Raw genomic sequence first — 21,351 nt, 5'->3', positions numbered from 1 at the left:
CCTGTTCAAACCCGAAGCCTGGGGCCACCGAATGAATAGTACATGGTCATGATCTGGTCCGAGAATTTGGCACCGAGAAGAATTCCACAGAACACCTCGGCAACAAATTCTCCTGGATCCGTGGCGGCATATCCCTGCTCACTGATGGAGATCTTGGACATGATGTGGGCCGCCTCCTTGGCGATCCATTCACTGGAATCGTCCTTCCACTCCATGTCGTGCACCTTCATGTACCGGTGCTCACCATTCCGATGATGAAATGCGTGACCCAGTTCATGGTAGTAGTAGTCAGGATTCAGGCATCCCTCGAGCGTCTTTATGAACATCGCGCCGGGAAACATGTAGGACGCCGCGGAGTGGAAGGAGTAGACACCGTCGTCAGAGAGGGGGCTGACTTGCACACCGCCATCCTGGACGATGACATAGTCATTGTTGTTGTACTGAGAGATGTGAAGTTCAAGCCTGTCGGGCGCCCCTTGGAATTTCTGCTGCGCCCGCTCGAGGGCCGCCTGGAAGACCCCCTTGATGCCATCAGCCATCACATTGGTTTCGTTCCAGTGAAATACGCAGAGCGTATCGCCTATACGCCTCTCCTCCGTGCGCATCTTCCCCGGCGACCTACTGCCGTTCATAAGAAGCGACACGACTTCCGGACAATGCTTCCGGTAGTGCTCCAGCGCGGCCGGAGCAGCACCGGCCTCGATCCGGGCATGCCCTCGCGCGTGCACCATCACCTTTTTCTGCATTCTGGCGTGATGCTTCTCCAGCAGCGACTGTTTGTCCACCGGATCGATATCCCCGGGCTTTCGCCGACCCGCACTGTCGTACCAGACCGCCGGGTTGTTGGTACGGCCGTACCGCTCCATGTGCGGAACGACCGGAGCACTCGCTCTCTGCGGCGGCCCCGCTGCAAGCACACCGACGACCGGAGCGGGTGCGACAGCGGTCGGCAGATGAGAATCAGCAGTCCTGCTCCTGGACACCGAACGGCTGATCTTCTTACCCATGGTGGACTTGAAACGAGCCCACCTGGATCGGTGATTCCTTTCCTCCGCGGGAGGGGGTGACACGTCGAGCGTCCCGGGCGCGGGTGCCGGTTGCCGGGATTCATTCGTGTTCGAGACCAGCACCCAGTCCTCGTCGCGTGACCGCACCGCCGGGGCGACAGAACTCGCGCGCGGACGACGGCCGGCCGTCTCTCCACGGGGCTGGTCGTCACGGTCCCTACGCGACACGGCGGGAGGGGAAGGGAGACGCTGGTTCCGCCGCTCCCGGCCACGTTCGTCCTCTCGTGCGACACGCCGGGAGAAGTCGACCGCCCCGGCGTCGGTGTGTTCTTGTGCGATCGACGGTCGTCGGACGCGGTCCTGGCGCGAGAGCCTGTGCGGGCGTTCGGCGGCCGGCTCCGCCGCCGCACTGCCGGTCTGCCGCGGCCGGCCGGAGTGGCCTCCCACGTCGAGGCGTCCCATGGTCGTGGTCAGGCTCTGGACGGCATGGCTTCCTCCGGGCAGACCGTGACGGGCCAGCTCTTTCTCCAACTCGGCGAAGACTTCCATGTCCCGACCACGCTCACGGGCGCGCCTGATGCCGGCGGCGACTCTTTCGAGATCCGACGCCGTCCTGCTCCTGGCCGCGGCTTTGAGGTCGTCGACGAGCATGCGCAGGGAAGCCGATTTCGTGCTCTGCTCCATGATCGAAATCGGTTCTATGAACCGGACGAAGGGGTCTTCGCGGCGAACCCTGTGACCTTCGTTTCGCCCATGCGGCCGTTCGTGGCCGACCTCACTCCTTCTCATCCCCGCCGCGGCCTGGTGCGCACTGACCCGCTGGGTACCGAACAGCGCGGCCGCCTGCCGCGAAAGCCGTGCCGCCCGCGCCACCGAACCCCCGTCCAGCTGGATCCGGTGCGCGACCACCGTCCGGACGTCCTCGTAGACCTTCCGGCGCTGGGCATCGGCCTCCGACGGATCCGGCATGACCAGCGGCGGAAGCTCATGGTGCTCGAGCATCACCTCGTGGGCCAGCACCAGCAGCCGATCCGCCTCCGACAACGCCGACTCTCCCTCCGGCGCCCTCCGCTTCCCCTCCACCTGGAAGAACCGCTTCGCCCGCGCAAGACGCCGACCGAAGCCAGGCTGGTCCAGAGGGCCCCTGTCGCCGCCCGGCGCATGCGAGTGGTCGGTGGACTCGCCCCTCACCTGCGACGTGGGCCAGAGCGAACCCACTCCCGTCCGATCCTGGTCGTCGAACGCGTAGGAGTCGTCGTCGGACGCGTCCTGGGCCTCGTTCTCGTCCGGTCCCCGCGGTGTGAACCGGTGCCAGCGCGCGGTGTACTCGCCGGACCGCGGGATCAGGTTGAGGTCTGCCTCGACCAGCGCGTCCGCCGCGAAGACGGTCATGCCGGTCACGTCGGCAACCTGCTGGGCGGGAGCCGGTCCCTCCGTGGTCGTCCCGGCGTCGCAGGCGACCATGACGACGCCTGAAGCCTGGCTCACACTCGGCCGGCGTCTGAGGTAACGAGCGTGCTCGACGGGATAGACCGACTCGACCACACGGTTGAGCTGCGGTATCGCCACCGTGACGCTGTTGCTGTGGCTTTCCCAGAAGTAGAGCACAGCCCTGTTCCGCGCAGGGTCCCATGGCAGTTCGTCACCGGAGGAAGCAGTCGTCCTGACACCGGACGCGTCCTGCCGGAAGGAGTCGTAGTGGGTTCGCGTCGAGAACAGGGGCTGGTATTCCTGCACGGCGGCCGCGAACTCAGGGGTGATGGCGGCGCGCCCGATCGGCCGATGTGTCTCGGGGTCCGGGAGCGGTTGGGTCATCAGGAAGCCGTCCGGGATCACACCGCCCGTACTCGTTATCACCGCATCGGGTGCCGGCGGTCGCGTACCAGGTGTCGGGAGATCGCCAGGATGGCTGAGCGTCCACACGCCCGAGGGGCGGTCGGTGGTCTTGGCGAACGTCACGACTCTGGAGACAGGAACGCCGTTCTTCTCCCGCTCCCGGAAGTCGAGCACGCCGCTGAACGCCCAGACCGGTCGGCCCGTGGCAGCCGCGAGATGGCGGGGAAGAACGAGATGGCCGGTGCCGGCGCCAGAGATCAACAGCACGATGGGGGAACCGTCAGCGGTTCTCGGCACGGCGTGCACAGCCGCCGCCGCGAAATCCTCTTCCCGTTCCTTTCGGATTCGCCCGCCATAGATCGGCAGGAGGATGTGCCCGGGTTCGTCCGCGGCCTGAGCCGTGATGAAGAAGGGCGTTTGCCCCTGCTCCAGGAAATGAGCCCAGGGCGCCCGCGCGTCCACGTACTCCGAACGGAGACCAACGGATTCCCGAGTTGCTGTCTGAATCGTCTCGGTGTCGAGCGTGAGCGGCAGGAGCGGCGGCCTGTGCGCGAGTGGCGTGTAGTCGAGACCGATGTCGGTGTCGCCGCTCGTCATCACCGTGTAGACGGCGCCGTGCGACGGATCGCCCAGGGGATTCGGCATCGGGAGAGCGACCAGCTCCGGGTCGGGAATCGGCAGTCCGGTGTCGTCGGCCAGTTCGATCAGGGAGCGACGCAGCCGCTCGGCCTCGCTGTGGGAGGTGCCGTCCCAGTAGGTGAGGACCACCCGGCCCACATCGTTCCAGTCGAGCGACCCGATGACCGACGCACCGAAATGGGCGCTGGTGAAAGGCCGCCCCGCGAAGTGCGTACTGCGGTGATCCGCGTCGTGATCGAACCAGCTGGCTTCTCCCAGCGCGAGCCGCACGGCGTCCGGATGTCCGTTGGCCATGAGTTCGTGCAGCGAGGAGGAGGTGAAGCCGCTCGGCCTTCCCTCCGCGCTGGACACGGGCGACGCGGTATGGAGGACACGCTCGCGGACCCGGTGTTTCCAGTGCAGCGCCACGCCTTCGTACGGCGCGGCACCGCCTGTCTGGTAACGCGCCGACACCAGGGCGGCGGGGAGTCCTCGTCCCGCCGCGTCGGCCGAGGTCGCCCGCCCGTCCCCGGGCCGGCGGGCAGGGCTTTTGAGCAGGGTGTCCAGCCGTACGGCAGGGTTCCGGCCCAGTACGCGGAGCAGTTCGCCGCCGTTGATGTTGCTCACCACGGCCATGGCCGGGGAGGCGAGGTGCTGCTGCACCCTGTGGTGCAGCTCGATCGACGCCGCGTGGTCCTCGGGATAGTTCGTCGACCACTGGCTGTTCAGCGCGGCGGTTCGTTCCCTGGCCACGGAGAGGTAGCGGGTGTGCAGGTGCCGCGACCGCTGTTCGGCGGTGACGAGGGCGAGTCTGTCCTCGCCCGTCAGGTCCCTCCAGGCCGTCTTCCGTTCCGTCAGGGAAGACAGCACGTTCAGCGCTTCGACGACCTCGTCACGTCGTGTGATGAGCCAACCCGCATCAGGTCCGGGTTCGCTCCCGTTGTCTTCCCCGGAACCGTTTCCGGCGTCTGCCCTGTCTCCGGCATGGAATCCTGTGCCGGCCGCTTCTCTGCGCTGAGCGTCCTTCAGTTGGCTGTCCAGGCGCCGGAGGTTGGCCTTCACGTTCTCGAGGGCAGCGTCGTGATCCGAACTCGCCAAGGCGTTCGCGATCGACTCGCCCAGTTCGTTCGCCGCAGGAGGAAGGTAGTCCGTGCCCTGCCTTCCTGCCTTGCCGAGTTCTTCTGCGATACGGTCGATCTGCCGTCGGAGATATTCCGCCTCCTGCTGCAGATCCAGCGTCTCCGGGGCCTGATCGCGGTAAGCCCTGCCCCACAGCTCGTACACATGGGACAGCCACTGTTCGCGAGCCAGAAGGCCCTCGCGGAGCTGCGTCGCCGGCGCCGTCAGGAACGAGTCGACATCGTCGTTGCTCCACACGTGCTCCGCGATCCTCGAGAGGTGTTCGTGGAAGAACTGTGTACGCCGACGGAAGTCCTCGGCGTCCGGGCCCCGCCCCTGCCCGTCGGGGTGCGCCGCTCGCTGAGCCACCGTGGCCCTGAGCGATATCAGCGACTGGAAGGCGTACGTGTGCGCGGCGAACGGGTCGGTGACGAAATCGGCTTCCTCGTCGAACTCCCGAGGGAAGACCGGCTGGTCGGGCAGCTCGGTCGGCCCACTCGCCGCATGGGTGTCGTCCCATCCGGTCGAGGCGACGATCTCGGCCTGATCGTTGCCCCCACCCTCGGGTTTCACGAAGCCTGTCACGGAGAATCGTGTGGCGATCAGCCGATCGGAGTCCGCGGAGTCGGCAGACTGAAGATCAGCCAGGTTGTGCTCAAGAGCGGCCACAAAGGCATCTCTGAGCAGCCGCAGGTTCTCGTCGGCAACCTCGTGCGACGTGTTCCTCGATCGCTCGACCTTGATCACGACCGTCGGCAAGGGCACACCGCCAAGGGCGTTCCACAGTCCGACGCGGGCCACGCTGCGGGCTGTTTCTTCGATCTCCTCCCCATCGTCCTTGATCGTCCGCCTGGCACCCGCGGCCAGGGAGAACCAGGTCGACGCATCGGAGACGAAGTCGTATCCGCCCATGACCACCGCGGTGAAGGGACGCTCGATGCCGATCCGTCGTGCCGCTGACTCGTGGAAACTTCCGTCCGCGTCTCTTCGGACAAGGTGCATGCCCCAGCCGGTGGCCGGGATCTGAAGTCCACGCAGCCGTGCCAACGTACGCAGTGCGTCGACCGCCGTCTGCCCCACAGCGGCTGTGGCGGTCCGCTCACCGGCCACGGCCGGGTCCAGCAGTCTGCCGAGACTCTGGACCGTGGCGAGCGCGGAGCGAGCGGATGCGCGTGCGGCGTCCGTTCCCGCCGCCTCCGCCTCGTCGGCGTACGCCCGCTCGATGAACCGCAGTTGGTCGAGCAGTCTGTGCTCGCCCAAGGCCATGTCGATCCCGCGCCAGAACACACCGTCGCGCCTGGCGTTCTCCAGGGTGATCTGCGCGTCGCCGTCCTCGCTGGCAAGGACGACGGACGCGAAGTGGTGTCCGAGGCTGTTGTGGACGACGTCGGCCTGCCTGCCGTGCTGGGCGAGTTGGGAGTTCGTCTCGTCGGCCGAGGCGATCGACTGCACGAGGTACCCTTCGCCGGGCCTCGCTGCCCAGGCATGGTGGTTGACCCTCAGGTTCCGTGCCGCGTCGTCCATCGCACGCAAGCGTCTGACGTAGGAGTCGTACCGCGCGCCAGGGCGTACGGGCGTCAGGCGTGGCTCCCTGGTCCCGTCGTCGGAGTCCCCCTCCTCACGCGTGCCCTCCAGGCTCATACGGAACTCGACGTGCTCCCTCGCCCACCGGGCATCCGGGAAATGGGCGGACACCTCCCCGCCGTCGACGCGATCGACCAGCGCATCTGCCAGCCAGTGCACCTCGTCGACCGTACCGCCGGCCGCGTCCAGGCCGACAAGGCCGATACCGCCGTTCCGGTCGCGGAACACCAGACGGTTCGGAGTCCCTCCGAGTACCTTTCCGGCGAGGTCAAGAGAGGAAGATGCCGTGCCGTCCTCGATCTCGGGTCGGACTCTGTGAAGAACCTGCTCGCCGTCCGCGCGACGGACGGTCAGGGAGATGTCCTCGTCGACCACGAGGCGCACCCGGCTTCCCACCGACCGGAGCGCGGCCCGGGAAGCGTCGATGACCGCCTTGGTCGCGAAGGCGACCTCGGCATCGCCGACCCGGCTGACGGCCAGGGTCCCGTCGGCGGCGAAGTCCAGCTCCGGTTCTCTGCCGTCGGTCACCGCCTCCAGGTGCATACCGAGACGAGGCGCTTGACCCGGTCCGGCCAGTCCCGCGGCGGACAGCCGGAGGACGGGCTCGAAGCGGAAGACTCCTCGTGCGTCCAGGCCGACCCCGTTGACGGTGTAGTCATACGTGGGCCGGTCCCCTCGCCGGCCGGCCGGCCCGTCGCCGTTCAGCACGGGGGTCTGTCCCTTGCCGGGTCCCGCGCCGGGTCCGGTTTCGGCACTGTCGGTGTCTTCGCGACGGGGATCCACGTCGACGGCCATGTCCGAGAGGTCGTCGCTCTCGGTGTCGTATCCATCGGAACTCCCCATCTCGACCTCGTCCAGGTACGGGACGTCCCGATCGAACTCAGGAGCGCTCGACAGGAAACCGGAGGGAGAGGAGCTGTGGAGCGGTTGCGGGCGCCGTGTAGCGCCGGCCTCATGAGCGGAACCACTCATCCGCGACGCGTCGAGCGCCTTGAGCAGCCTGGCCGTGTGCGGTGTGCCGGCCTTGCCGTCGATCACCGCGTTCAGCAGAGCGTCTTGCAGGACGTTCCGGAGCTTGTCCTGCGTCCCCTTGTCCACGAAGGCCGTGAACACGAAGGGCCCGCCGGGGTCCGACGACCGGGAGTAGCCGGGACAGCGAACTCCCAGGACCCAGTCGGCCACGGCCCGCGTGTCATAGGTGATCTCTCCCCGGAGGACCAGGGCGCTGATCATCTCCCCTTCCCACGCGGCCAGATCGCTGTGCCCGCGGCCCCGCAGCTCCAGGTTCACCAACAGGAGCATCGACGATGCGACCATCGACCGGCCGTCGTCGGACGGGGACTGGCCCCGCAGGGACTCCGGCGGACCGAAGCGCCGGTGTACGTCAAGGATCCTCTCGGCCGACGCCTCGTTCACGGCGCGCCATATCGCCCTGCCGTTCAGGCGGTAGACCCGGTTCCCGCCCTGGCCGCCGTCGGCCCGCAGTGTGATGCCGCCCGCTCGCAAGGCGTCGACCACGGAGAAGGTCGAATCGGCGGGATAGCCGTTGACACGGAGATCCCTCCACCAGTCGACGAATTCCGCTATTTCAGGGCGTCCCTCACCGTCCCACCTCGGAGAGAATCCATAGTTCTGCTCGTCGGCGAACCAGGCCTTGATGTTCTCCACCCAGAACTGGTCACTGCGAGGCTGCGGCCGGTACTGCGGCTCCGGCTGCTCCGGGTGCGGCTGCTCCGGGTGCGGCTGCTGCGGGTGCGGCTGTGGCTGTTCGGCATCGGGCAGTACCGGGTCACGCCGGTCTTCCGGCTCCTCCCCAGCATCCGGGTTCTCCCCGCCACTCCAGTCGATCCCCCGGAGGAGCAGGATTCGCCGGGCCAGATCCGCGTCGAAGGGGGCGACAGGATGATCCGCGTCGTCCATGAAGAGCCGCTCGACCGGGTCACCGGCGTTCCCGTCGGCCGCCCTGGGCTCATTCACCTGGCGCCTTACAAGGCTGATCCCGCCTTCTGCCAGCGCATCGATGACACTCTGCGAAGCATCGAGGGGGAGCCCCGTGTACCTGAGGTACTTCCACCAACCAAGGAACTTGTCCAACTCGTGCGGGAACGCACCCTTCTTCCCGCGGATACGCTTGGACGGGATCTTTCCTTTGTTGCCTTGGCCGGAGAACCAGGCCCTGATCTCCTCCGCCCGAAGGTCGGCGTGGATCTTCCTACGGCCCCGCTCCTGCGGCCTCCGTGCGCTCTGGTCGGATCGGTCGGCGCGCTTCCGCTTCCTCGTCGAGGCGTCGGCCGGGGCGTCGCCGGCCGGAGCGTCGCCGTCGGCGACCGGACGAGGGCGCGACGCGAGGTATTCACGCTGGAGGGTGTGCAGGTCCGCCGGTGTCAGTTTCACCTTCGTGGCCGTCGTCGCTCTGACGCGGTCCCATACCTGCCCGAAGGTCAGCGGGCTCGAGCTGTGCGACGTGTGAGCGTCGACGAAGGCGAAGAGCTGTTGCCTGCGCGCGGCGGTGAGGCGTGGACGCGCCCATGAACTGGCGTTCTGCACAGGAGTGCCGTGCCATGACTGAAGTGCGAACACCCCGCCGAGTTCGCTGATGGCGGCTTCACTGATCGGGTCGGCGATGGCGTCGACGTCGATCGCGGGGGCCTCCGCGAACGCCGCGGCCAGGAAGTCCTCCTCCTGGGCACCGGAGGGCCCGGCCTCCGGGGCGTCGGTGCCCGTGTCGGACTCGTCGTCGCTGCCGAACAGCGACGCCATGTCGCTCGCGCCGCCGTCCAGACCCGTGAAGTCCTGCCCCCGCGCTGCCAGACCGATACGGAACGCCTGGTCACGGGTGTTCATACGCGACCAGGACACGGGTCCGACAGCTGCTCGTGCCCGGGTGGCCGCTTCCCGGTAGGCGTCGTCGTCCAGCGGGCCACCGTGGGCGAGGTGGGTCTGCAGACGCAGGTCCTCCTCGCGGCTGAGCCGGCGGCTTCCACCGGCGTCGGACACCGGCGCGGACTCCGCGTCGGCACCCGGACGGAAAGCGACCGTCCCCTCGGAGGCGGCCGCATCCGGGGAGGCAGCCGTCTCGGACGGCGGCGGAGCGGCTTCGTCGGTCTGCGGTCGCGGAGTGAAGCGAAGCCACTGCGCCGGCCGGCCGTCCGCCCTCCGGCCGACGCTCAGTCGGCTGTAGACGAGGGAATTGCCGGCGAACACCTCACGACCGATGGTGTCCGCAACGGTCTGGGCGAAAGCCGGGGCGTCGGCGTTCTCCGTACCGGCGTTGCAGGCGACCAGCACCACGCTCGCGGCATCCATGCTGGGCCTTCGACGAAGGTACCGGCCCAGCTCCGACGGGGAGAGATCCGCCGGTGCTCCGTCGTGCACCGGAACGACGACCTTCTTCGACGACCCGTGGCTGTCCCAGAAGTAGAGCGCGTTTCCGCCGGCGGGAGGCCTCCAGGGCAGCTCCCGGTCCTCCTCCGTACGCCGCGTCTTTCCGGACTCGTCCTTCGACAGTTCGGAGTAGTGCGTGCGGGTGGCGAACTCCGACTGGAGGACTTCCTGTTCGTGCTGGAATTCCGGCACATGTGCCGCTCGTCCCATCGGCCGGGACGTCCGCGGGTGCGGAACGGGTGTGGTTCTGAGGAGGTTGTCGGGGATGACCTGCCCGCTGACCGTCACGACCACGTCGGGGGCCGAGTGCCGCGTCACCGCTCGCCGGAGGTCGTCCGGGTCGCTGACGACCCACATGCCCTCCCGCCTGCCATAGGGGCCCATGAGAGCCGTCACCAGCTTGGCCTGCCCGCCGGGATCCGGCATCACGTCGAGGTCACCGGTGAACGCCCAGACCTGGCGTCCGGTGCGGGCCGCGAGCTGTCGCGGCAGCCCCAGGTGGCCCGCGCCGCCATAGGGCACGAGCAGCACGACCGGGCCGTCCCCGGAGGCGGGAGGGAGGTCGGCGGCGATCCGGTCGACGAACTCCCACGCGGCCAGGTCGCGGGTGACGCCGCTCCCGAACTGGACGAGGACGTGCTCCGGAGCCTGCCCCTGTGCGGCCCGCACGAAGAAGGGCCACTGACCGGGCCGCGGGGACTTCGCCCACGGTGCCCGCCGGTCGCCGTCCCGGAAGATGCCGTTGTGTCCGTTCACGTCGGCGACGAAGACCTCGTCGGTCACCATCTGCCACAACGCGGTCTCCGAACGCCGCGTGAGCGGGAAGTAGTCGAGCCCGATGGTGTGGTTCCCCGCCTCGACGGGCGTCCAGACCGCCTCGTCGGGGTTCGACGAGGCGAGCGGGGGCGCGGTCTCGACGGGCACGACGGAGAAACCGAGGGCTGTCGCCGCGGAGAAGTTCTCCAGCCGCGGTACCAGGGCGCGGGCCTCGTGCCGTGTCGGGCGGTCCCAGTGTGGGACGACCACCTTGTCGACGTCCCCCCAGCTGAGCCGCCCCGCGATGATCGCCCCGAAGTGGGCGGGAGTGGCGAACCGGCCGCTGTCGAGTTCGCGCCGCAGCGCCGGGTCGTGGGCGTAGCCCGTCGCCTCGGCCAGCGCGAGCCGTACGGCGTCCTGGTCGCCCCTGACGACGAGCGCGTGCAGGGACGAGAGGGTGAAGCCGGTCCGGAAGTCCGCCGGCGCGGCGGCAGCGCTGTCCGAAGGCACCGTGTGCGTCGGCACCGGGGTGAGCAGAGCGAGCCCGCGTGTCTGGTGCTTCCAGTGGATCGCGACGCCGGTGTGCGGCGTCGCTCCCGCACTCTGCCTGTGTGCCGACAGGAGCGCGGCGGGTACCGCTCTGATCGGTGCCGCGCCCGGCGTGCCCGGGTCCGCCGTCACGCCGAGTAGGTCGTCCAGCGGCGCGTCCGGATCCTCCATGAGTTCTTCGAGAAGGCCACTGTCGACGTTCGTCACCGTCGCCATGAACGACGAGGTGAGGTGTCCGTGCAGCTCGCGCAGCCGTGCGGACGCCTTCTCCGGGTCGCCGAAGCCGTAGGCGGTCCCCCACTCCCGGTCGAGATGCCGCAGCCGGTGCAGCGCGGCTTGCGTCAGGTACGGCCGGAGTTCCTGCGTCGACAGTTCGGCCGTGATCAGCTCCAGCCGTGTGTGCGGGTCGGTCCCGCTCCACGGGACGTCCCGGTCGGCCAGTTCCGAAAGGACGTGCAGCGCTGTCAGCACTTCGTTCCGGCGCCGCTCCAGCTCCTCCGCGTCCGTGAGAAGGCCGTCCACGTCCTCGCCGTGCCGCAGCCGGCGGACCCCGTCGCCCAGCACCTTGGCGGCGACCCACATCCGGTTCACGGAGTCGTGCAGGTCGTCGTCCGTGGCCTGGTCCAGGATCCATTGCGCGCGCGAGTCCCGCTGGTCCGTTCTGGCCGCGTCGCGTGCCGTCAGCTCGGCACGGATCCGGCCCACCTGCTCACCGAGCACGTCGATGCGGTGCCGGAAGACGGCTCGGTCGTAGCGGAGGTCGTCGTCGGTGAGCTGCGCAACGGCGAGGCGCAGTTCCGCGATCCAGTCCTGCCGTGACCGCACGGCGTGGAGCAGGTGCGCGGAAGGACTGTTGAGGAAGGCGTCCGGGATGGGCCGGTTGGAGCGGCTCTTGGCCTGCTTCTTGGCCTCCTCGATCCGCTTCGTCCGGGCGCGGAACTCCTTGGCGGCGTCGTCGTCTCCCGTACGGGCCTGATCGTGGCCCCGGACGCCCGCTATCGTGCCCAGTCTGCGCCACAGATAGACGTCCCTCTTGACGTCCCGGAGCGAGTCGGTGGCGAACTCCGCCTGCTCGTGGTGGTGCTGGTCGGCGACGATGTTCCGGGCCTGCGGGGTCAGCCGGGTGGTGTGCTCTGCCCATGCGGCGAGTTCCGCCGGGGTGATGTCGCCGGCGGAGTAGGGGAACGAGGTGTCGATGGTCTGGTCGGCAGCCCCGGCCACCACCGCGGTGAACGCGTTGGCGATCCCCGTTTCCCTCAGCATGAGGTCGTGGAACGTCTCGCCGTGCGCCGGACGGAGGAGACGCAGCCGCCACTGCCGGCCCGCGTCCGGGAGTCCCAGGCGGCCGAGGAGGGCATCGACGGCGGCGATCGCCTTCGCTTCCTGCGCCTGCACAGCGCTCGGCAGGCTCGGGCCGGCCGGGTCGTGGCCGGCGTCCTCGGACGCTCGCTGCGCTCCGTCGAGCGCCGATCGCAGGACGAGCAGCTGGGTGACGGTGTCCAGCGTGGCCTCGGCGATCGCCCTCTCGCCCGGGGACTCCGCCGTGCCCACCTGCGCCCGCAGAGAGGTCTGCAGCCCGGCCAGGTGGTCTGCCGGGAACCGTTCCAGGTTGCGGCGGACCACCTCGGCGAGAAGGTGTCTGCGCTCGCCGGAGTCGGCGGCGTTCTCCAACGTGACCTGGGAGCCCCCGTCCTCGCTGGCCAGGACGACGGTGGCGTAGTGGTATCCGTACGGGTTGTCCGCCGCGTCGAAGTCCCGGCCGTGGCGGGCGATGCTTCCGTCCGTCTCGTCGGGCGCGGCGATGGTCTGGGTCACATAGGTCTCGCCCACCCCGGCGACGGCCCCGCTGTTCGCGCCGATGCCCTCGACGAGGGTGCGCACGGCCTGGTGGTTGCCGCTCAGCTGGGTGGCGTAGCGGTGTCCGGGCAGCGCGGCGTCCGCCGGGTCCGCGTCCGCCTGTCCGGCCGGCGCACCCGCGGCCTCGGCGGCCCAGTCCGCGTCCGGGAAGGCCCGCGAGTACTTCCCGTGTTCGATGGTGTCGACCAGCGCTGTCACGAGTCGGTGCAGCTCGTCCAGCCGACCGGTGGAACCGATGCCGGCGGTCGCGGTGCCGCCGTGGAGGTCACGGAAGACGAGGCGGTCGGGCGGGCCACCGAGTGCGAGGGTGGCCAGCTTCCGCGAGTCGGCGTCGGGCCTGCCGGGCAGCTCGGGTGTGACGCGGTGGAGCCGTATCCAGTCGTCCGCCTCGGGTGACGGGACGTCGATGTGGTCCTCGTCCGCGCGGAGGCGGACGCGGCTGCCCCTCTCCGTCAGCGCGGCGTTGGCACGGTCGATCGCCTCGGCGGTCGCGAAGGCGGACTGGAAGGCGCCGTCGGAACTGACGGCGAGGGTGCGGTCCTGCGAGAACGTCACCGCGGTGTGCCGGTCCGGCCGGCGACGCAGCAGGACGAGGCCGTCGTCGTCGCCGTGCGGTTCGGCGATCTCCAGGTGGGCCGAGCCGGTGAAGAGAGCTTCGGCCCCCTCGTTCTCGTACTCCGGGCTCGGGGAGGGAGTCCGGCTTCCGGCCGTCCAGGAACTCGGGGAGAGCGTGCCCGGCGACTGGTCCGAGGCGGTGTCCGACCAGGTCGGTTCGACGGCCTGGGCGGGGTCCGCCGAGCGCGCTGCCGGCGCGGCGGGCGGCACGGACGGAGCGGCTACGTCGGGCCGGCCGTTGTCGCGGCCGATGGTCGCCGGGGCGCCCTGTTGTGCGCGGCGCAGGACGGCCAGGTGCTCGGGGGAGAGCCGGGAGGTGGTCTCCGGGTCGGCGAGGATCCGGTCGACCCCGGCGGCCAGGGCGTGATCCGTACGGGCCGTGTAGACCGGGACGTGCGGGAAGGCCGCGGGTGGCGCACCGTGCCGCCGAGTGCGAACGGCTTCCACGGCCTCGGTCAGGATCCGCTCGACGTCCAGGTGAGTGCTGGTGACGGCGGTCTGCCACAACAGCCTGACCTCTGCCGCGTCTCGCACCGGGTCCACACGAGGCCGCTCGGTCACGCCGCGGCGAAGCTCCGCCGCGCCGTCCTCCCGCGCCGTCCTGCCCTGCTCGTGGGCCAGCAGACGGTCTGCCCCGACCCACACGTCCACCAGAGCGTCAGCGGTCCAGCGGGCCGCCGCCACGTCCGGCCGCTCCCCCAGGAACGCTTCGGCGAGCACCCTCACCTGACCGCGCGTCAGAGCGGTCGGTCCCGCCACCGGTGCCGCCGCCGGCGCCGGTCCCGCGCCCTGTCCCTGCCCCTGACCCGGCGCCGGATGCGGCCCCGCGCCGTCGGGCCAGCCGTCCGCAGGCGGAAGGAACTGGTCGGCGAGCGTCTGGGCCCGGACGGAGTCACGATCGGGCAGAGCGGCCTCGGCCTGGTCCACCATCTCCTCGTTGGCCGCCCGCCGTGCCTCGGCACCCTCGTCTGCGCCGAACACGGGACTCAGGTCGGCTCCGGCGGCGTCCAGCAGTCCCACGGCAAGCTGCCGGCTCTCCGGAAGGGACTGCTCCGAGTCCTCAGAGTCCTCGGAAACCTCCGACCCGTCCGTTGCCCGCTCCTTGCCTTTGCCCTTGCCCGGGGGCGAGGGCGAGGTGTTCCCGGGCGTCCGTGTCGGACCGGATGACCGGGAAGGACCCGGCTCACCGGCCGGCGGCTCCGCGTCCTGCTCGCCGGTGGGGAGGGCCGCCATGCGTACCGGTTCCGACCGCTCGCCGAGCCACCAGCCGTCCCCGTTGCCGATCGGGGCCGGGGCGTGCGGGTCCTCCGGCGGGAGCAGCAGAGCTTCCGCGGCCGGCGGGAGCTGTACCCGCCGGGAGGTCGTCTCGTCGACGTACGTCGTCCGGGTCACGCCCCTGACGAGCGAGCGGAGATCCTCCCGGGACGCCAGGAAGCCCAGGGCGGATGCCCAGACGAGGTCGGGGTCGTCGTGGCGGCCGAGCGCGGACTCGATCTGGGTGAGGTGCAGGTCGCCGTTTCGGTTCAGCAGGCTGCGCACCATGGTCTGGACGACGGCGGCGGTGAAGTACGCCGTCTCCTCCGCCGTGTACGGGCGTACCGGGGCGGCGACTGCTGCCGGCGCCGAGTTCTCGGGTGCCCAGCTGTTGTCCGAACGGATCGACAGTCCCCCGAGCCGCGGCATCTCCTTCAAGTTGGTCAGCCCGAGGGCCGGCAAGAGCCGCCAGTAGCTGTCCGGCCCGGTACGGGACATCACCGAGTGACGTCGTGCCCGCCACGGCCACCGCGTGAACATGTCGTTGGACACCCCGGCGAGGGAGCTGAGCAGCTCGGGCTGTGTCCTTGTGTAGTTCGCCTTGAGAAGTGCCTTGGCCATGCCGGGGAAGGGATGGTGCATCTGCACGGCCAGAGCGGAGTTGGAGAACAGCCTGCTGTTCGCGCCGACGGCATAGCCCTCGTGGCTGTTGGTCACCTGTGCGAAGGCGCGGAGGTCGTCGATGTCGTTGTCGCCGTCGGTGTAGAACCCGCCGAGCCGGTCCAGGATCTCCAGCCGGGCGATGTCACTGCCCGCCGCCCACCCGGGACCGGTGCCCTTGAGCATCTCGGCCATGAACTCGTCGTGCAGGTCCATGGGCGCCGACTCGTTGAAGACCTCGAAGATGCTGACGAGCCTGACCCCGTTGTCGGTGGCCCACTTGTACAGGGCCCACACCCGCGCTTCCTCGGGATCGGTCGGGGCCTCCTCGTACCTGCTGACCCACTCGATGTCCGCCCGGGAGACGTCCGTCCACAGGACGAACACGGCCGACGTGCGGAACTTGTGCGCCGCGGCGCCGAACCGTGTCCAGAAACCCGCGCTCGGCCCGTCCGGACGCGGTGGCCCGCCGAACCAGATGGCGTGCACCACAGCGGTGGTACGGGCATCGAGCGAGGGAAGCCGAGGAGCTTGCTGATGGGGGGTCCACGTGTGGGTGGTGCGGCGATGGGAGTAGCTGAACGTTCCGGTGTCCTGCCAGCGCTCCGGGTCGAACTCCGTGGCATCCCACCGGTACTTCATGTCCATGGCGTTCAGGAAGTACGCTGCCTGGTCGGCGTCGATGGCGCTGTAGTCGTACGGCTCGTGGGTCTCCGGGTTCACCAGGAAGTCAGGAGTGGGCGCGGGCCGGCGCAGGCCGAACAGGTCCGGCCCCAGCTGGTTCGTGCCCTGCCAGGAGGCGTCGGTGCCCGACGCCATGTCCCGCAGAATGCGGATCACCTCGTCCGCGGTCACCGGCCCGGTCACCCCGGCGTCGGCTGGACCGGGAGACTCCGGCGGCAAGACATGGGCCGTCGCGTCGGTGGGCGTACGCGCCGCATCCGGCCCCGCGGTCACCGGGGTCACCGGACTCCACCGCAGGCCGACGGGCGTCCGCGAACCGACCGGCGAGATCATCACCTGGAGCGGTGAGGCAGGCGACAAGGGCGACTGGCCGGCCCTCTGCGCGGTCACGCCGGCGTCGATACTCAGCTTCGGCCGCAGCCTCCGCACGCTCGTCGGCCCCGGACCGGCGTCCTCCTGCTCGGGACTGGCCGCCCGCGGCAGCGGCTCCTCGTCGACCGAGCCGATCCACGTCGTACGACCCGGCTCGGGGCCGGGGTCCGGCTCCTGGCTCCCGTGCTCCGTGCCGGACGGCCCCGCCGGCGGCTGAACCCGTACGCCGTCACCGGGTGTCGAGGAGGAGCCGCCGGTGCCCGGGAAGAACGTGCCGGTGGCGATCTTGTTGCCGATCAGTTCCGCGCGGCGGGTGAGGGGCTGGGAGTACCAGGAGTCGGGCAGCTCGCGGTAGGCGTCCTCCACCCGCTGGGCGAGGTCCGCGTCGGCCTCGCGGCCGGTCCCGCGGGCCACGAGACGGTTGAGTTCCAGGCGATCGGCCGAGGAGAGCAGGTCCCACGCGGGACGGGCGTACTCCCCCGCCTCGCTCTCCATACGGTCGATCCAGCTGCGATACCTGTTGTCCATGAACGACTGGACAAGTTCCTTGGTGTTCTTGACGCGCAGCTCGATCCGATCCCGTTCACGCTTGTTGAAAAGCGGGAGAGAGAAGTTTCCCCGTAGCTCCGGAAGAGCATTCTCGAAGCTGGGGAGATACGCGGCACGGTCGCGGCGGAAATCCGCTGCCAGACGCTGGAGCGACGGGAAGTCCGGCGCCTCGCCTATCTGCCTGATCTCGCCTTCGACATGCGACTTTATGAGCTTGTAGACGGTTTCGATTCTCTTGTACGTCTCCTCCTCTCCTCTGGCCGGCCTGGTCGCCAGGATATTGCGATAGCGCTGCTCGATGATGTTGTCTTCGAAGGCTTCGGCTCGGGCCAGCCCCTGGTAGACACTGGCGATCTGGCGGAGTTCTCCGCCCTCGGTGAGCCGGATGGGCCGGTGCTGGAAACGGCGGAGGGTGACCGACTTGCTCATATGGCCGGTGCGGCTCTCCTGGCTGAGCACCTCCCAGCCGTCCGGCCCCCGCCACAGCATGTTGGTGGTCTCGAACATGGGACCACTGGTCCCGGTGGGGCTGGGCGGAGCGACGTCGTAGTACTCCCCGTCGCCGTACCAGTCGGTGGGCCGCTTGATCCTGCGGAACCTCTCGGCGTTCGTCACGTTCGAAAAGGCCGACGGCGACTGGAAATGCCAGGCGGTGAAACGACCGGGAACCGATCCGGCGGTGACGGCGAGAGCACACCCGTTCATCGTGGGGGTGACCACGAAGTCGGGGCTGAACTCGGCATCGCTCGGGTCTCTGACCACCTCCGTGTGACCGATCGCCGTGTCCAGGTTGCTGGTGGCGCCCGTGAGGTAGGGGAGGAAGCCGGCCTGCAGATAGGAAGGATCCTTCCGCATGACCGGAAGCCTGCTCTGCGGTATCTCACTGAACGCCGCTACGTGCGGATAGTGCTGCGCGTACTTCTCGACCGCCGGGGCGAGCATGTACTGCGGCTTGCCGCTGGTGTCCCGGCCGGCCTCCACGAGGACGAACCAGTGGCGCTGCAGAGAGGTGTCGTCCAGTGCCGCGACGACCTTCGTGGCCTGCTGCGACGACAGGCGGGGCGCGTAGGACTGCAGGCCGACCGCCATGTTCAGGGAGATGACGTTCTCGCTCAGGAACCGGTGAGGATCGGTACGCATCGCCTGGACAGCGGAGGTCCGCACATGACCAGGGCTGACGGGCGTGCGGGGATGGCTCGCCCGCCCGCCGGCCAGAGGTGTTCTCGGGGTGCGCAGAGGCCCCGGGGTCCTGGGCGCCTTCGCGGTCCTGGGCGTCCTCGCGGTGCCGGGAGTTCTCGCGCTGCCGGGAGTTCTCGCGGTCCCGGAAGTTCTCGTGCTCTGGGGCGCGCCGGCGGTCGGCGGCGTCCGAGTCGTCCGCGCGGCGCCCCCGTCCCCGGGCGCGCTGGTGCGTGTCGGCTCGCGGCCGGTGTCCGGCGTCCTGCCCGCCGAGCCCGGCGCCCTCGGCGTACGCAGCGTGGCTGACGTCCGGGCACCGATCGGCGGACGGGAAGTGCGTCGGCCGGGCGCCGAGAGGTCCAGCGCGGGCGGCACCACTTTCACCCGGCGCCGCGTACTCCGGGGCAGCGGGGATGCGGCGTCCGCATCGTCGGCGGACGGGTGCGGGGCGCGGGAGGGACCCGCCTGAGACGCCTGCGCTCCGTCATCGGATCGCGAGGGGCCGGCGGTGGTGTCGTCGTTCTGCGCGGTCGGCGCCCCGCCCACCATCACCGGACGAGGAGCGTGCAGGTCGAAGGTGTCCCGGCCCGCCATGGTCAGCGCCTGTGCCTCGTTGCGCGGCCCCTCGTGCAGGGCCATGGCGATCGCGTCCCGCAGGACCGTCAGCCGCTCCTGGGCCCGGGAACCGTCGCCAGGCAGGATCGACGGCAGTGCGACGTTGTTCTGCACCAAGAGGAGGTGCGCCTCGACAGCGGGCTTGAGCGCGGTCTCCTCGCGGAGCTTGCCGAACCTCTTGGCCTTCTTGTCGATGTCCTGGAGCAGCGCGGTCCTGTCGGCGGGCACGACGCCGACGAGGGCGTCAGCGTCCGTCGTCTCCGCCCGCGCGGTCGCCGTCTCGGACACCACCGGGACGGACACGGTTTCCGCCGGGGAGGCCGCGGGCGGAGCGGTGGTGGTGACGTCGCCCGAGGCCGCCGTCGGAGTGGGGTCCTCGGCGACGACGCGATCCGGGTCCGCGGTGTCGGTCTGCGACACGGTGGCCACCGGGACCGGGGCGGCGGAATCCTCGTCCTGCGTCTCGGTCTCGTTCGAGACCGTGCTCACGGGCTCGGCGGTCTGCGGATCCGGCCCGGCGGTCTGCGGATCCCGCCCGGCGGCCGAGTCGGTCTTCTTCCCGCCGTCGTTCCGTCCCGCCGAGACGGTCACGATCGGCGTGACGCCCGGCTGGGCGTCGCTGGCCCGCGCGTCGACGAGGACCTCGGTCCGGGAGTCCCCTGACACGTCGACGGGGCCGGCCGTGGTGTCCCGACCGTGCGTGGTGGTCGTGTCCGCCGTCGTGGCCGGGTGGGGCGTGCCGGAGACGGTCGGGACGGCGTCGGTGCCGTCCCGCTCGCCGCTCCGGTCGGCTTCCGCCTTCGGGCGGTTCTGTCCGGTCGGTCCGCTCGTACCGTGCGCCGGACCGGTGCCGTCGGCCTTCGCCGTGGCCGGGGCGTTCGTAGCCGGGGCGTTCTTGGCCGCCGCCGGTCCCTGAGCCGTACTCCCCGCCGGTCCGGTGGCCGGTCCAGTGGCCGGTCCGGTGGCCGTACCAGTGGCCGTACCAGTGGCCGCAGACGCAGACGTGGGCGGAGTCTGGCTGGTCCCGGCGACCACGGCCGGTCCCGCGGCGCTCGTCGTCACCGGGCCGGTCACGGACTGCGAGTCCGGCCGCGCCGCGGACCCGTGCTCGGCGTCCGGAGAGTCCTGTGTCGCCGAGTCGTCGATGACGGCGGAGGGGCCGGACGGCGCGTGTGCCGTCTTTCCGGGGGCGGCGACCGGGCCCGGCCGAGAAGCGTCCGAGAGGTCGGTGGCGTCGTGGCCCGGCGCCACCTGCGTACCGGGGTTCGCCTCGGCCGGAGGCTGTGCGTGCGCCCCGTCGCCGGCGGGGGTCTCGGGCGCGGCCTGATCGTGTGTCACGCCCGCGCCGGTGTTCCGCGCCGGTATGTGTCCGCCGCCGTTCGCGGTCGCCGAGCCCGCACCCTGGACGGCGCCCGTGGTGGCGGGGGAGACGGACACGTGCGGCCCGTCCGGGGTGCCGGTCTGCGAGGTGGTGGTGACCGGGGACGGGCCGGCCTCGGTGAGGTCGTCGGGGGTGTACGACACCGGGCCGGGGACGCCCGTGCCCAGGGTGGGGACCTGCGTGTCCCGGCCCGGTCCGGGGACCGCGCCGATCCCGCCGGCGGCCTTGGCGGGGTCGGTGTTCAGTACGGCCGAGACGCTGTTGCGAGTGACATCCAGGTTCTTGGGAAAGACGAAATCGCGGAAGCCCAGGCTGAGTTTCTGCACTCCCGTGAATATCAGCGCGGTGTTCAGGCTGCTGACGACCGCACCGTGGAAGGTCGACCAACTGAGCGGCTGCTGGTAGACGAGTGACTCGGCGAACGTCTCGGCCGCGCCTTCGCCGATCGCGTCGAACCCGTGGTCGGCGGTATTGGCAGCGAATTTCCCGCCGCCGGAAACCGGCCCGTCGGACGCGAGGTTCTTCCCTCCGTGCGTGACGGTGTCGCTGCCGGGACCGCTGTTCAGGCCGGGCATCTTGTTCTTGTCGGCGAACTTCTTGTCGAAGCCGGCGTCGATGTCGAACTTGCTCTTGAAGAGCCCCTTGAAGAGGTTCTTTCCGCCGTGGAAGAGGTGATCGAAGATCGAGGTGAGGCCGCCGGTGACTCCGCTCAGTATGACGTCCTTCATGTCGATACCGTGCGGCTTGCGGCCGGGCGCCGCCGTCAGGATCAGAGCCAGCCGGGCGGCGAGCGTCGTGAACGCCTCTTCCAGTGCCTCGCTCAGGGTCGGCAGGAGATGGGTGCGCTTGGCCAGCATCTCCAGGATCACCAGGATCCGGGCACGCGTGCGCAGCTTGGCTTCCACTGCCTCGCCCGAGGTGGCCCCGCCGGTGAAGAACGACATCACGGCCAGGAACAGCAGTTCCGCCGCCAGGATCGCCAGTTCGATCAGAATACTGATCTTGGACTCGGCGATGCTGATGGAGGTCTTCACCCGCCCGTCGGAGATGTCGTCCAACTGCTTGGCGAACTCGGTGATGTGGTTCGTGCCGCCGTCGTCGGTCAGCACCTGCACGGCGCGGACGTAGCTGTCGGCCACCTGGGGCGGCAGCACCTTGCCGGCGGAGCCGACCGATTCGGTGATCAGCTCGCCCAGCTTGCGGAGTTTGTTCGCGAACGATGTGAAGGCCTCGTGGCTCAGATAGGCGAGATCCTCATTGGCCTGCGGCATGCGCTCGCCCATGAGGGCGTAGAACAGGTCGTTGAGCCATTTCGGAACCACGATGGCCATGACG

Annotated in this window: 1 protein-coding gene; it reads right to left on the bottom strand. The window is 69.7% G+C overall.

The window, feature by feature from the left end; all coding sequences use genetic code 11:
• Window positions 1–5: 5 nt before the first annotated feature.
• Window positions 6–21,347, bottom strand: coding sequence for a WXG100-like domain-containing protein (locus ACZ5CW_RS23670; protein ID WP_468604423.1), 21,342 nt, complete (start codon window positions 21,345–21,347; stop codon window positions 6–8).
• Window positions 21,348–21,351 lie beyond the last annotated feature (4 nt).

This window comes from Streptomyces sp. NPDC031379 (assembly GCF_055569615.1).
Note: the sequence above shows the minus strand (reverse complement) of the source record. Positions and strands in the feature narration are given on the sequence as shown.

What these genes read in the sequence shown, in the direction of transcription:
- ACZ5CW_RS23670 (WP_468604423.1), bottom strand. Translation starts at nt 21,347, where the DNA reads ATGGCCATCGTGGTTCCGAAATGGCTCAACGACCTGTTCTACGCCCTC.